The sequence below is a fragment of the Variovorax sp. GrIS 2.14 genome, assembly GCF_046115955.1.
Classification (GTDB): Bacteria; Pseudomonadota; Gammaproteobacteria; order Burkholderiales; family Burkholderiaceae_C; genus Variovorax.
Genome location: NZ_JBJXIA010000002.1, coordinates 473,680 through 487,177, shown reverse-complemented (window position 1 = coordinate 487,177; position 13,498 = coordinate 473,680). Strand labels below are relative to the sequence as shown.

Here is a 13,498-nt window from a genome sequence, read left to right as displayed (position 1 = left end):
ATTCAACGCCAGTGCCGCGGTAACCGACGAAGCGGCACCTGGAGTCGAACATCGGCCGGCCGCTCACGCGGAACTGCTGGCGCTGGCCACTGACCTGGGTACGGTGGACGACAAGGTCTACAAAGGGCAGGCGGGCGGTGACGCAGGTTTGCACCGCCGTGCGCTCGTTTTCGTCCCAACCGCCGGACCATCGCGCAGCATCGCCCCTGGCATCAGCCTGTGATTCAGCGCGCAGGCCCAGAATCTCCATCACCGGCCCCGAGACGCTCCTGAAGTTCCCGCGTTCGTCCTGCTCCCAATACCAGTCCGAAGCCATCTCGGTGAGGCTGCGATAGCGCGCTTCGCTCTCGCGCAGCTCTGTTGTCCGCTCCTGCACAGCCAGCTCCAGCTCAACGTTGTAGCCTTCCAGCTTACGGTACAGAAGTCGCACTTCGAGCATGTTGTGAATGCGCGTCTTGACCTCCAAAAAGTCGAACGGCTTGCTGATGAAGTCTTTGGCTCCGGCCTGCAAAGCGCGGAGCTTGTGGCCAGGCTGGGCGGTAAGCACAATGACCGGCAGGTAGCTGTCCTGCACGTTGCGCTTCAGCTCCTCCATCACGCCAAAGCCGTCGAGACCGGGCATTTCGAGGTCCAACAGGATCAGGTCGTAGGAATGTCGGTGGTGCAGGGAGCGGACCTTCACCGGATCAAGCGTGGCGCTGACCTTTGTATAGCCCGCGTCGCCCAATAAAAGGCGCAACACTTCCACATTGGCTGCCTGGTCGTCCACGATGAGAATGCTGGCGGCGAGGATGTTTTGGTCCATTGTCATGGGGTGAGCCCTCCTGCGTTCAATTCGAGCCAGTAGGCGTTGACATTGCCGGTCGGGCTGGCAATGGTTTCAGTCGCAATCGCGCCGCCCATATACCCAGCCAGTTGCTGGCTGACGATCAGCTTGATGTGGTTGGCTGGGTCAGCGTGGGTCAACCACGCCACCGACCGGCCGCAGCTTGTATCCCGAAAATTCACACGAAGACGGCCATCTGCGCATTGGTGACAGCTCACATGCACGGTGCCAGCGGCGCCGCTGTGCGACAGCGCATGGCCAACGAGAGTCATGAGAACCTGCCGCAGCCGTGCGCGATCAGCCATGACGAAGAGGGTCGGCGCTGGCCATGCGAACACCATCTCGACATCGTTTTGGCGTGCCAAAGGTCTAACCAGCGCTTCGCATTCGCGCAGCACCTCTTCAAGCGAGAGACGTTCCATCTGCAACTGCAGTTTGCCGGACTCGAGCAGCGATGCATCAAGAATCTCCTCGATCAAAGCCAGCAGAACCCGGCCTGCTTTGAGGATCTGTTCCAAGCCGTTCTTCTGGCGCGAAGTCGGCGCTGGCATGCCGGCGTCCATGAGTTCGGCGAAGCCGAGAATGGCAGTCAGAGGCGACCGCAGAGCATGGCCCATGGCCCACAAAAACTCTGAATGAGTGCGCAGGGCCTGTGCAAGCGCGTCTTCGGCGGCCCTGAGCTTCAGCGCCATTTCGCGCAAGGGATCATCAACATGCGCCGAAGCCAACTCTTCGGATTCCATCAGCGCGGAGTCCAGAGTCGGCAGGTCTGCGTCGCGCTGTATCGGCCTTGCTGCGGCATGGCGGCCTTCTTTGGGTGAATCAGGCTTCATCGTACCGTTGACGCCGCGACGCGGATCGTCAGAGCTGTGTGTACGTAGATCACTGATGGGCAAAAGTGATGCTGACGCCATCCAAGATGTCTTTACCTGCTCGGTGACCGCGGTGTGCTGTGCGGAGAGATCTACCCTGGAGTGAGTATCGATCCTTCGATTCGAGCTGGCTGAGTACACGCTGCGCCGACAAGACGCGAACGACTGCCGCTTGGTTGGTGACTTTGATGGTCAATTCCCAGCGTGATGATGATATCTGGTGCAGTGCCATTCTATCTTTGCCCTCCACGTGCTCGACTCGTGAACGCTCCTCGAGGAAGGCAGACCGGCAGGCATCCCTCATCGAGAGGCGAATCCCGCACTCCGCCAAGACCTGCTTCAAGGATCGACCGACCAAATCTTTGCCCGCGCACTCGAGTGCCTGCGCCGATGTGGGCGAAGCCTCCAACCACCTGAAGTCGAGCACGTCTCTGCTCTCATCGAGCACTGGCGCAAGGTGCATGAAACCGGTCTGGGTGAGTTCGCTGAGTACGGTGAGTTGCCAGCTGGCGCGCTGCAACGGATTCATAGATCAGGTCGTACGCTTCAATTGCCGTGCTCCTCGTCGAACATTGCGATTCGTTCAACGGCCGCCATGGGTGTGATGAGGTTTGTGTACATGGCAAAAGCGGATGCGCGGTTCAGGCCACTGAATGTAAGCACCGCAGAGTCAGCCGTCTGTGCGCCGGTTAACTTATGACGGCATTTTTTCCTACACCGTATCCGCCAGTTGTCCGAGGCAAGCAGTGCGCTCGCGCTTCGCCCGGAGCACATCGCGGTGTTGCGCATGCTGCCTATCAGAGGGGAACGCGGGTGCACGAGCGGATGACGGGTGAGTGCATCGATTGAGAACCGCGCTGGTATCGGAATGGGCGTCTCGTAATACGCAGCATCAGAGTGACGGGCTCACGCCGCGGTCGACCGCTATTTGCCGTCTGAATCAACGACATGAATGGCAGCAAAGGGCGGCGGATGCTGCCACAGGATTGACGGCCGGTCAGGGCCCTTTGTGTCATCTGCAACTTTCAATCGAACATCGGCACCCAGTCTGATGCGGTTCATAACACCTGCCGACGACTCCATTGAAACGGGCATAGGGAGGATCGCGTATTCATCACGACGGTGAACGCTGTCGTATCCATGACCCTCAGCGCCGCTACCGGTCTAACCAAGCGCTGTCGCTCACATCGCTTTTCATCTCATCGAGCATCGTGCGGACCTTGGGCAGAAGCGATTCGGGGATGCGCACGACATGGGTGGGCTCGCGGTAGGGTGAGCGGCGATAAGTTTTTGCACAAGCCGGTGTTTGCTGTTTCGACTGCTTGGAGGCGTTACGTGAAGATGCCATTGCCGTAACCGAAGAAGTTGCGCTTCGGCGAGAGTTTCGATGCTTGAAATTAGCCGCACCAGCGAGTGGCGAACGAATACCAAGCCCGTTCCATATTCCGCTTCCAAGGCGAGCTCGATCAACTTGTCAGCGATGTTCGAGATCAAAGCGGCTCAGCACTTCCGGCCGATCCAAATACCGGCTCAACTTGGCGAAACGTTGGTGGCTACGCGCGTGGTTGACCGGCGCAAAGTACAAGCGCGCTGTCTCGCGCGGGCGCGTGATCGCGACGTGCAGCAAGTTACGGCCTTCGATCAGTGTCCGCTCGTCGTTGCGCGCCAGATAGTTCGGCATCTGTCCGTCAGCGACACCCACGATGAAAACATGTTCCCACTCACCGCCCTTCGCTTGATGGATCGTTGACGTGATGACACCACCGGCTCCATCCATCTGCCGAACGGCGTCGCGCATCGATCGCGCGTCCGCGTGGAACCGGCATACCGGAATCCAGCGGCGCACGTCGTCGCGACGTTTGTCGTCGGCCCTCACGCCACCACGCAGCACCAGATAGATGCTGCTGCACCGCATGTAGCGGCCTTCCAGCGTTGGATTGACGACCTTGCGCAACGACTTCAGCGCCGCGAGCCAGAGTTCGTCTGCGGCCTTGACGCCGGTCAGCGCGGCTTTCAGTTCCGCAACGGTAGGCAATGTATGGCCTGCCGCCGCACGCTCGACGAACCAAACCAAGCGCAGCGTGTGCATCACGTTCGTCAGATCAGCCGGTAAACCGCGTCTTGCGACGGCGATGCCCTTGCACAGAAGCTCGCTCTCGATCTCGCGCAACACCGCTTTGGTTGGCGCCAGTACCGCCATCTCGCGGGGCTTCACGTCCTGGGCCAGTCGAGCTTGAATATCGGCGACGGCCGCAACCAGCTGCGTCGACAGCGAAGCCGATATGACAAGAACCGGCTTGGTTCCGCCGCGCCGTCCGTTAATCCGAGTGATCTCGCGCTGGGCGGTGGTACCGGCACTGACACCAGCGACGGCCTGCCTCACTGACTTGCAGCTATCGGCACGGAGAATGGCGACAGCAGCATCGGCGACGGTCTGCCGCAACCGGTACGACCGATCGAGCGGCATCACCGCGACGTCGGGCAGCAACTGGGACAGTGGCGTGTGAAATGAGCCGGCGAACTGGTAGATGGACTGGTGCTCGTCGCCCAGCACCAAGACGTTGAGGTCCGGCACCGTCTGCGCCAACCCCGCGATGAACTGCACTTGCGCGGCGCTGCTGTCCTGATATTCGTCAACGATCAGATGCGTGATCTGAAGCGCCTTGCCAACCGCTTTGCCGCCTTGCGCATGCACGTTAGTAACAGCGGCGGTGGCGAGCGTCACCATGTCGGCGTAGTCGATGCGATTCCGCTCGGTCTTGAGCTTTCGGTACTGGGCGCGCACCAGCGTGAGCGCCGAAATGGCAGACGTTTGATCGAACTGGGAAAACCGAGGGTTGGACACCACTTGCTCGAACGATTGATCTGAAGCCGTAGCAAAGTCGAAGAGCGCGGCGATGGTGTTGAGTTTGATCTTTGGGGATGGCATCGACGGAGTGGTCGGGGATGCGTCATCCGATGCGGCGGCCGGTGAAAGCCACGAGGCGAGGACAGCACGCAGTTTATTGCGCTCAATTTTGGAAAGCGACCGTTTGGCTTTTAGCTGGGCGCGAGCACGTTGAATGGACCGGGCCATGAACAGCGGCACGTCCGCGGGTTTGAGCAGCACGAGCTTAGGCTGGTCTTTCTTCAAATGAGACCGGGAAACACGCACCAGCCGGTTGGCGAACGCATGACATGTAGCGACGCTGCGCTTGGTGAACGAGACCGCGGAGTCCGATTCGCGATTGGCACCAGTGCCACCAGAAGAGGCGTCGCAGTCGGCGGTGAAACCGGGATCATCAAGCCGAGGCTGCTGAACTAGGTGGGACAGCCGCACACGGATCTCGGAAGCTGCGGTGTTAGAAAAGCTCACGATCATGATGGAAGCGAGCGACACACCGAGGCTGAGCAAATGCATGACGCGGTGGCACAGCACGGTCGTCTTGCCGCTGCCGGCACAAGCGAACACTTCGATATGGCGGTGCACCGCTTCGACGATGGCCAGGGCTTGGATCGACAGCTTGAAAGACGGCTTGCTGTTGCTGGCGCCGAAGTTGGTTGCACAGCTTGGATTGGCCTGCTGGTGGTCGATGGAATCGGCACGATTGGTGGCGCGTCGGTCACCGGTTTGACGGGCTGCAAAGTCGCGTCGTTTCAGGCTGTTTTTAGGCATGGTGAGAAGGGTGTGAAAGGCGCGAAAGTCATCAAATCCGCGGTGTTTTTGCGTATGTCGACTGATCTTGCAGACGATGAACTTGATGGAAAGTTGATCAAGATTGGCGTTAGTTGGTATCTGTATCAGAGCGGTGTTGCCCATCGTCGGCAAAGTCGTGCGTCGATTGTTTTTTGACGGGGATTCAGTCGGCGCCAGGCTTGCCGGAAAACGTGTTTTGCAACCATTCTTCGAGGGTCATCGGCGCCAACTTGGCGGCGAACTTCGGATGTGCTGTTCGGATCGCGTTGTGCAGGATGAATCGGCCGTTTTTGAGGGTCGCTGCCGCCATGAACTGCCTGGCACGCTTGCGCTTGCTGTCGTCGGTCACGTGGCGCTTGCCGGGCAGCAAGCCACCGAGTTCTGTCTGACTGCTGGGCAGCTTGCGAAACGGCATTTGGCGCTCGAAGAAGGCCGAGAAGTCGAACGCTTGAAGGTCTGCGATGGAGGAGATACCGAATTCGCCGATCGCGGCCGAGCCGTGACGCCGCCATTCCTGGTGCAGACATTTCGGATCGGTTTCATGGCGAATCTTGCGGCGCACCTCGACGTCACGACGCGGCTGCTTTGAAGACCGATCGGCGTACATCACCGGGATGTCGCGCGTCTTCTTGCCGCCCTTTTTTGCTCGGTTGAAGTAGTACGTTTTTTTATAGACGCCGACCTTCGGAAAGTGCGCTCGCGGAAAAGTGACGGACGCAAGACATGCTCTTTCCAACTCGTCGAGATCTTCGGGGTCTGAGGGCAGGATGTCGCGTGCGGGCTCGATGTACGTAATCAGGACCCGCATGCCGTGGAGGTGCTCCAGCAGTTGTTTGAAGAAGCGTGGGGATGGCTGGAACACTTCCATCTTCAGCTTCCACAGGGGGTTCTTGCGCATCTGCCGGACTTCGATCTTCAGATCTCGGCAGTACCGGCTAAGCAGCGTCAGCGGCACGGGCAAATGGGAACGGTCGAACCAGATGGTGACGCGGTCAAAACCGTAGACGATGCGGAACACGTGGGTGCCGACTTTGATGAACATGGGGAGGCCTTCGAGATTCGCCGACGAGCCGGCGTACACGATGAAATTAGTCAGCCGTTACGGCTGATGGTTGGCCGGTTGTTGATTGCGCCCGTTGCGCTGGTTGCGGCCTAGTCCGGGGACTGCGCAACGGGCGGGATTGAAAATCAGCACGGGTGATGCGGTAAGACACGCACCACGCCAATCGGCCACTATTCGATTTCGCCTTCGTCTTCGTCTTCGTCCATTGCGCGTTGAGCCTTCTCGCGGTCAACGCGGAATTCAGCCGTCGTTATCTCCCGTGACTTAGCTTTGGCCTTGGGCTTCACAACTTGCCCGTCCGTGGCGAAGTGTTCTCTGAGGCGGTCGATCCAACCTTCTGGCATTTCGATGCGACGTGGCTGCCAGTGGCTTAGATGGCGAGAGACATTGGACTTGTCCAAGCCGACGATGGCAGCGATCTCGGAACCGAGATGGCCATTGCCCGAAAGGATGCGAATGGCGCGCGTGCGCAGTGTTTTTGCGACGAAGGGTGCATAGCTCCGCTCATAGCGGTAGTCCTGCCCGTACTTCAAAATGCACATCACCTTGCCGAGCCCGAACGATGCCAGACCTTGATAGCTATGGCAGTCGACTGAAAAAGCAATTCCACCGTCCACATCAGCTTCGCACCCGCGGACCTCTATCAACTCGTCTACGAAGTTGGCAAGGTCGATCGTCTCGCTGCACTCCCCCTCAATGATCGCTATGAGCCGGCGGTTCGAGCTTTTTGCCAAGGCACTCAAGCGGCCAAGGGCGGAGACAAAGAACGGGTCCGCAAAGTCCTCGACCTTTGACGTGAAAATCCATAGTTCCGGATCTGAAGGTGGTTTGCGCCACCGACTTTGCAGGAGAAAAATTCCCTCTTGGCCGAAGAAATTGAAGCCCTTGTACAGCCCAACCGGGACCAGTTCGATGGTGGCTGCATCGGTTGGCAGGTCGTTGCCCGCAAGCAGGGCGCGTTGTTGTTCCACTTGCCGTTCGGTACCGGAGACCAACAGCTTGACTGCCATGCGTTTCGGGAATTTGACGCTCAGGTTTGCGCCACCTGTCGCAGCCTCCTTGACGATCGTCGTCCACACATGAATGGCAACGGCTTCGTGAGTCAACATCGCGATGAAGCCGAGCGGCAATTCTGCGTAGCAATCAGTGGGCTTGATGGCAGGCGTTGTCATTGAAGACCTCCGGAGTTGCGGGCTGCGATGCAGCTTTGTATGTAACTCTGGATTTCGCTGACCGGCCAAGCTTTGATGCGCGGGCCCAAAGGCACGCCGGGCTTGATCGAGCCGTCACGAATGCGAGCGTAGAAAGTGCTGTTGGACAGCCCGATAATCTCAAGGACCTTTGGCTTTCGGAGCAGCACTTCAGGGGCTTTTACGACGCCTTGAAAACCTTGGGCATCTGGAAGTTTTTTAGCTTCTTCGCGTGGGGACTCGTTGACCGAAACTATTTGCGTTTTTTGTGCCACGTAGGGCTCCTGGATGGGTTAACAAGCTTTCGATGAATCCCGTCGGATTCACCTGCACGTCATGACCCACTCAGGCTACGAAAGCCTTGTCCTTAAGCAAAACGAATTCATGATGAATTCATCCTTCGCCGTTCCTTCCGCTTGCAGCCTCGATCAGCTTCTTGTGGATCGAGTCGAGTGTGCTGAGTCCATAGCCTGAAACTCCGGCGGCTTTGACATCCACGAGTATGTCCGCAACTACTTTCTCCCTTTCCTTGACACCCGCCTCGTGTTTGTAGCCGTAGCCGCCACGTGCCATCGCAAAAATAAGTGCGTTGAGGTTGTCGATTTCGACGGAAGCGTTTCGGCCACTCTGATCCTTTTTGGGCTTCTTGATGACCTCTTGCGCAAGCGCATGGAAGGCCCCAAGACCGACTTGGATTTGTGAGTTATTGGGAAGCGCAAGTTCCTGAAGCTTCGGCTGAAGTTTCAGAAACGATTTGGGCATCTTTTGGCCGGCTCCCGCGAGGATGGCCACGCAACTAACAACATCAACCATGCGATTCATAGATCCAGCTTTGCCTCGGTTGTATGGGTGATCGGGGAAGTAGGTAACGTGGTCTGGTATGGGTTCGATGCTGAGTTTCCTGCCGAGAAGCCGCCTGCGGTCCTTGTATTGTTCCGTGAATGTTGCGCTGGCTTGAGCTTCCCTGACAGCTTTCAATTCGGGAGCGATGCCTAGACTCATGGCGGCGACTTCCCAGAGCGGCCGTACTCGTTCGTGCTCCAAGAGTCTCCGATTCACGCGGGTTGTTGCTGCGGTCGGTTTGATGTCGTTCGATGAATCGCTAACCATATGTCCTGTCACTTCTTTGTTTGTCGAGCGGCCAAATGTATTGAACGGGTGAGGTGAGAAAGCGCGCTGTCGCGCCAGGAACCCGGAGTCCTCAGCGGCTACGGCGTTTCGTCGATGCCTTGGCGTTAAGCGCGGTAAAGAGCGTTTCAAGCGCTACACGTTGCTCGTCTATGTAGTCGTGCCCGTCGTAGTGGCGAGCTTGCACTCCAGAGATGCCATGTGACTGAAGTCGACCGCGAATTTCTTGGCTAATGCCGGCCTTGGCCAGCAATGTTTCCACACCGGATCGAAGTCGCTTCGCTTGGAAGTCCTTAATTCCAGCGTCGGCTGCTGCTGCTTTGGCCCATTGGCTGAGCGTGGTGGCAGCCAAATGCGTTTGACCTTCGTCCGTCGAGATGGCGTAGACCCCGTTGGGCTTGCACTCGCCAAGTGCCTTGCTAGCGGCAGAGACCAAGGGAACCAAATTTTCACGCATGCTCCTTCCTGGGCGACCCTTACCATCGAACAGCAGAATCTGATCTGCCGCAGCGTTGATAGTCTTGAGTTTTACGAGCTGTTCGATGCGTTGGCCGCCGGTTAGCAGGTGCAGCCTGAGCACGGCTCCCTTCAAGCCCATCATGTTCTCGATCTGCCGCCAATACGCGCGCATGTCTTGTTCCAATAGCGGTTGCTTATTGGCGCGGTTTTGGCTCTCGTCGGGCTCGGTGTCGACCGCCGGGTTATAGGTTATCTGATAGTCCTTGAAGTGCACTGGAATTGATGACTTAGACCGAGAGGCGCGCGCTGTTTGATAGGCAGCCCGGACGTAACTGCGCAGCTTATTGGCCGTACGCCCTTTACCTGCATCCGCGACGCGGCGCATCATGTCCCCGATCTGTTCACCCGTAACCGCATTCGCAGGGAGCGCGGCTACTTTAGGCCATGGCGTCTTGATGTGAAGCTGGAAGATCGAGCGCACATCACTGTGCGAACGCCGCTCAAGATTCTCCAAATGATCGGCATAATGACCTAGCAGATTGGCGAATGTGTGCTTTCCGATTCGGGCTGCGCTTACTGCTGCAGCTTCAACGGCAAGTCGCTTTTTCTCTAGCAGCGCAGGTCGGCCACCGTCAGGTTTGTGTTGATGATGTTCCAGCGACAGGATCTCAGCAGCACGGACTGCGGCGGCAACCGAAAACCCCTTTGCACTGGTCGTCAGACTTTTTTGGGGCGCTGACGCGTCGTACAGGCCGATGACAACGCGTTCGCTCGTAGCGCCGATGCTGTACCGCCAGTAGAAACAAATCGCGCCCGTTACCCGCTTTCGCGCTTGCAGTGCACCGCTCGGTTTTACCTTGTTCAAAGTCGTGAATACCCCAGGCTTAAGGGCGTTGAGTAGCCGACCAGCGGTCAGTGAAGGCAGAACAGTGACGTCAGCCGCTGAGGAAGGGCTGATTGCCAGAATGTTGCCAGAATGCTTGACGATCGCGTTGGATGGCACTGCACTTCCTTGCACAATAAATCGTTATAAATCAAAGGTGTAATGTTATTTTAACTTGCAAGAAAGTGCGACGCGGTGCGGTGTTTTCGGACTCATAATCCGTTGGTCGATGGTTCAAGCCCATCACGGCCTACCACGTTGCATTCGAAAATCGGTTTGACACACGGGCTTAGGCACTTTTGCCGGTGCTATAATCGGAAGCTGTGCGGCTGTAGCTCAGTTGGATAGAGTACTTGGCTACGAACCAAGGGGTCGTGGGTTCAATTCCTGCCAGCCGCACCACCATCAAGAAAAGCCCGCAACATCTGTTGCGGGCTTTTTTCATTGGAGCATCCTGAATGAGCAAAGCATTCACCAAGGAAAGCGACTCGGACGACGAGGACGACAGCACTGCTGCGCTGTCCGTGCCGCTTCCTCCTGGGGGCAAAAACTACATCACGCCGGAGGGCTACGCCCGAATGCGCGCGGAGTTGCTGCAACTGATGGACGACGAACGGCCCAAGGTGGTCGAGGCCGTTCATTGGGCGGCAAAGAATGGCGACCGCTCGGAGAACGGCGACTACATCTACGGCAAGAAGCGCCTGCGCGAAATCGACGGTCGCATCCGCTTTTTGACCAAGCGCCTGGAGATCGCCGTGCCGACCGACCCGGCAGTCCACCACGGGAGCGACCAAGTGTATTTTGGGGCGACGGTTCGCTATGCCGACGAGGCCGGTGACGAACGGACTGTGACGATATTGGGAATCGACGAGGCGGACAGCACGCAGGCGCAAGTCAGCTGGATTTCGCCGATTGCGCGTGCGCTACTGAAAGCGCGCGAGGGCGATGTCGTCAAACTCGTGACGCCGGCGGGTGTCAGTGAGATCGAGGTGTTGTCGGTGACCTATCCCGAAGCGGGCCCCAAGGCAGACAGCAGGGAAGTTAGTGGTACGCCGCCCTGATAAGCCTCAGGGCGCGGGCACTGTCCGCGAAGCGGAAAGCACCGAAGGCGTCCGCTTCACCGCCCGCAACACCGATTCCAGGTGCGTTGTGTCCCGCACCGCGATGACGAAGCGCATATCGGTCGATTCCTGTGGCGTCTCGTCGGCCATTTCGACGTGCGTGATGTCGGCCTCCGCAGTCGCCAAGGTCGCTGCGACCCGCGCCAGCACACCTTTGTCGTTGCGAACCGTGACCACGACGCCGGTTTCGAATGCACGCACAGGATCGTCCGCCCACTCGACGGCAAAGAACCGTTCGCTGTCCTTGTAATGCAGGCGCTGGCCAACACCGCAGGCATCGGTGTGCACCACTAGACCTTCGCCGTGCCCTAAATAGCCGACGATCCCGTCGCCAGGAATAGGTCTGCAACACAGGGCGAAGCGCACCGAAGAGTTTTCGCTGCCGTCCAGCGTCACCGCGCCTTGCGACACGGTTTCTTGCGCGGTGAAGCGCTCGCGGCTGAGTAGCAGCGCATCGGGCTTTTCGCCTCTCTCGGCGAGCAGCGCCATCAAGCGCTTGGCCACGATGCTGGCGATGCGCTTGCCCAGGCCGATATCGGTAAGCAGTTCGGCGCGCGTGCGGCTTCCGGTAAAGCGCAACAGCTTTTCCCAGATGACCTGGTTTTCCGGCTCCGCGGATGGCAGCGTGCCGAGGCCTTCCGCGCGCAGCGCTTGCGCCAGCAGTTTCTCGCCAAGACCTTCGGATTCAGCGTGCGCGAGGGTCTTGAGATAGTGGCGAATCTTGGATCGCGCGCGGCCCGTTCGCACGAAGCCGAGCCAAGCCGGATTCGGGGTCGACACCGGCGCGGTGATGACTTCGACCACGTCGCCATTTTTCAGCTCCGTGCGCAGCGGAACCTGGTCGCCGTTGATCCGCGCTGCAGACGTGTGATCGCCGATCCGGCTGTGAATGGCGTAAGCGAAGTCCACCACCGTCGCGCCGCGCGGAAGCGCCATGATCTGGCTCTTGGGCGTGAAAACGTACACGGCATCGGGGAAAAGATCGACCTTGACGTGGTCCCAGAACTCGGCGGCATCGCGCGTCTCGTGCTGGATGTCGAGCAACGATTGCAGCCACTTCGTGCCCAGGCGATCGGCACCGGTGGCATTCGGCTCCGCAGCTTTGTAGAGCCAGTGCGCCGCGACACCCGATTCGGCGACCACGTGCATCGCCTCGGTTCGCAATTGGAACTCGACACTGACGCCCGACGGACCGACCAACGTCGTGTGCAGCGACTGATAGCCGTTCAGCTTGGCGATTGCGATATGGTCTTTGAATTTGCCGGGCAGCGGCTTGTACATCTGGTGAAGGATGCCGAGGCCGGTGTAGCAGGCGATGACATTCGGCACGATGATCCGGAATCCATAGATGTCGGTCACCTGCGCAAAGCTCAGGTGCTTTTCTTCCATCTTCTGGTAGATCGAGTAGAGCGTTTTCTCGCGACCGGCAATTCGCACCACCATGCCCGCCGAGGTGAATGTGCTCTCCAGCTCCCGTTGCACTTTTTGAATCAGGTCACGCCGACGGCCGCGCGCCTTGGAGACGGCTTTGGCGAGGATGGCGTAGCGCCATGGTCGCAGGTGCCGAAACGACAACTCCTGCAATTCGCGATAGGTCTGGTTCAGCCCGAGCCGATGTGCGATCGGCGCATAAATCTCGAGCGTCTCGCCCGCGATGCGCGCCCATTTTTCGCGCGGTGCGTCGTCCAGCGTCCGCATGTTGTGCGTGCGGTCGGCCAGCTTCACCAAAATGACGCGCACATCGCGCGCCATCGCCAGCAGCATCTTTCGGAATGACTCGGCCTGATTCTCTTCCCGCGTGTTGAATTGCAGCTTGTCGAGCTTGGTGAGGCCATCGACCAGCTCTGCGACGGGTGCCCCAAAGCGTTCGATCAATTCGGGCTTGGTGACGCCGCAGTCTTCGATGGCGTCATGCAGCAAGGCGGCCATCAACGCTTGAGCGTCGAGCTTCCACTCGGCACATTGCGCCGCGACCGCGATGGGGTGGGTGATGTACGGCTCGCCGCTGTTGCGCAATTGCCCCAGGTGCGCTTCGTCCGCGAAACGGTAGGCGCGACGGACCTGCTCAGTGTCTTCTGCGTTCAGGTAATCGAGGCGGGCGGTGAGCGCGGCAAAGCTCGCCGCGGCCGCGTTCAGCGCTGCCGGACTCGGACGTGGCGAGCCTTTGGGAACACTGGAATGAGGTTTGACGACCGCGCTCATGCACACCACTTTAGCGTGCACGTTGCAAGGAAGCGATCGGACACAAAAAAAGCACCGCGCGCGGTGCTTCTTTGTGCG

12 protein-coding genes and 1 tRNA gene are annotated in these 13,498 nt (G+C 58.8%); 2 read left to right on the top strand and 11 right to left on the bottom strand.

Going from position 1 to position 13,498, the window contains the following annotated elements; genetic code table 11:
* From RCH10_RS06125 to RCH10_RS06080, 10 genes are all read right to left on the bottom strand, one after another.
* The coding region (locus RCH10_RS06125; protein WP_409051690.1) for a response regulator at nucleotides 1-811 on the bottom strand (811 nt) is incomplete at its 3' end.
* The gene (locus RCH10_RS06120) at nucleotides 808-1,740 is read right to left on the bottom strand and encodes a sensor histidine kinase (RefSeq protein WP_409051689.1); all 933 of its coding nucleotides are present in this window, start codon (nucleotides 1,738-1,740) and stop codon (nucleotides 808-810) included. The genes RCH10_RS06125 and RCH10_RS06120, both read right to left, overlap by 4 nt.
* Nucleotides 1,709-2,227: a hypothetical protein gene (locus RCH10_RS06115; RefSeq protein ID WP_409051688.1), complete on the bottom strand. Its 519-nt coding sequence runs from the start codon at nucleotides 2,225-2,227 to the stop codon at nucleotides 1,709-1,711. The genes RCH10_RS06120 and RCH10_RS06115 overlap by 32 nt, the downstream gene beginning before the upstream one ends.
* Nucleotides 2,228-2,854: 627 nt before the next feature.
* Nucleotides 2,855-3,046 (bottom strand): hypothetical protein, encoded by a 192-nt coding sequence (locus RCH10_RS06110; protein ID WP_409051687.1) that lies wholly within the window; start codon nucleotides 3,044-3,046, stop codon nucleotides 2,855-2,857.
* A gap of 126 nt (nucleotides 3,047-3,172) precedes the next feature.
* Nucleotides 3,173-5,497 (bottom strand): UvrD-helicase domain-containing protein, encoded by a 2,325-nt coding sequence (locus RCH10_RS06105; protein WP_409051686.1) that lies wholly within the window; start codon nucleotides 5,495-5,497, stop codon nucleotides 3,173-3,175.
* Nucleotides 5,498-5,537: 40 nt separating this feature from the next.
* Nucleotides 5,538-6,416: a hypothetical protein gene (locus RCH10_RS06100; protein WP_409051685.1), complete on the bottom strand. Its 879-nt coding sequence runs from the start codon at nucleotides 6,414-6,416 to the stop codon at nucleotides 5,538-5,540.
* Nucleotides 6,417-6,607: 191 nt separating this feature from the next.
* Nucleotides 6,608-7,609, bottom strand: a complete 1,002-nt coding sequence (locus RCH10_RS06095; RefSeq protein WP_409051684.1) for a hypothetical protein — start codon at nucleotides 7,607-7,609, stop codon at nucleotides 6,608-6,610.
* Nucleotides 7,606-7,902, bottom strand: a complete 297-nt coding sequence (locus RCH10_RS06090) for a helix-turn-helix transcriptional regulator (protein WP_409051683.1) — start codon at nucleotides 7,900-7,902, stop codon at nucleotides 7,606-7,608. Before RCH10_RS06090 ends, RCH10_RS06095 begins: the two co-directional genes overlap by 4 nt.
* 118 nt (nucleotides 7,903-8,020) lie before the next feature.
* On the bottom strand, nucleotides 8,021-8,629 hold the full coding sequence (locus tag RCH10_RS06085; RefSeq protein WP_409051682.1) for a hypothetical protein: 609 nt from the start codon (nucleotides 8,627-8,629) through the stop codon (nucleotides 8,021-8,023).
* A 199-nt stretch (nucleotides 8,630-8,828) separates the two neighbouring features.
* Nucleotides 8,829-10,217 (bottom strand): integrase, encoded by a 1,389-nt coding sequence (locus RCH10_RS06080; RefSeq protein WP_409051681.1) that lies wholly within the window; start codon nucleotides 10,215-10,217, stop codon nucleotides 8,829-8,831.
* Between the two features lie 205 nt (nucleotides 10,218-10,422).
* Between RCH10_RS06080 and RCH10_RS06075 the strand changes: the two genes are divergently transcribed.
* Both RCH10_RS06075 and greB read left to right on the top strand, forming a co-directional pair.
* A tRNA-Arg gene (locus RCH10_RS06075) sits at nucleotides 10,423-10,499 on the top strand.
* 56 nt (nucleotides 10,500-10,555) lie between these two features.
* Nucleotides 10,556-11,158 carry a transcription elongation factor GreB gene (gene greB / locus RCH10_RS06070; protein WP_409051680.1) on the top strand — a complete coding sequence of 201 codons (603 nt, stop codon included), beginning with the start codon at nucleotides 10,556-10,558 and terminating at the stop codon, nucleotides 11,156-11,158.
* Between the two features lie 6 nt (nucleotides 11,159-11,164).
* Here the strand turns inward: greB and RCH10_RS06065 are convergent, their stop codons facing one another.
* Nucleotides 11,165-13,420 (bottom strand): RelA/SpoT family protein, encoded by a 2,256-nt coding sequence (locus RCH10_RS06065; RefSeq protein WP_409051679.1) that lies wholly within the window; start codon nucleotides 13,418-13,420, stop codon nucleotides 11,165-11,167.
* Nucleotides 13,421-13,498 lie beyond the last annotated feature (78 nt).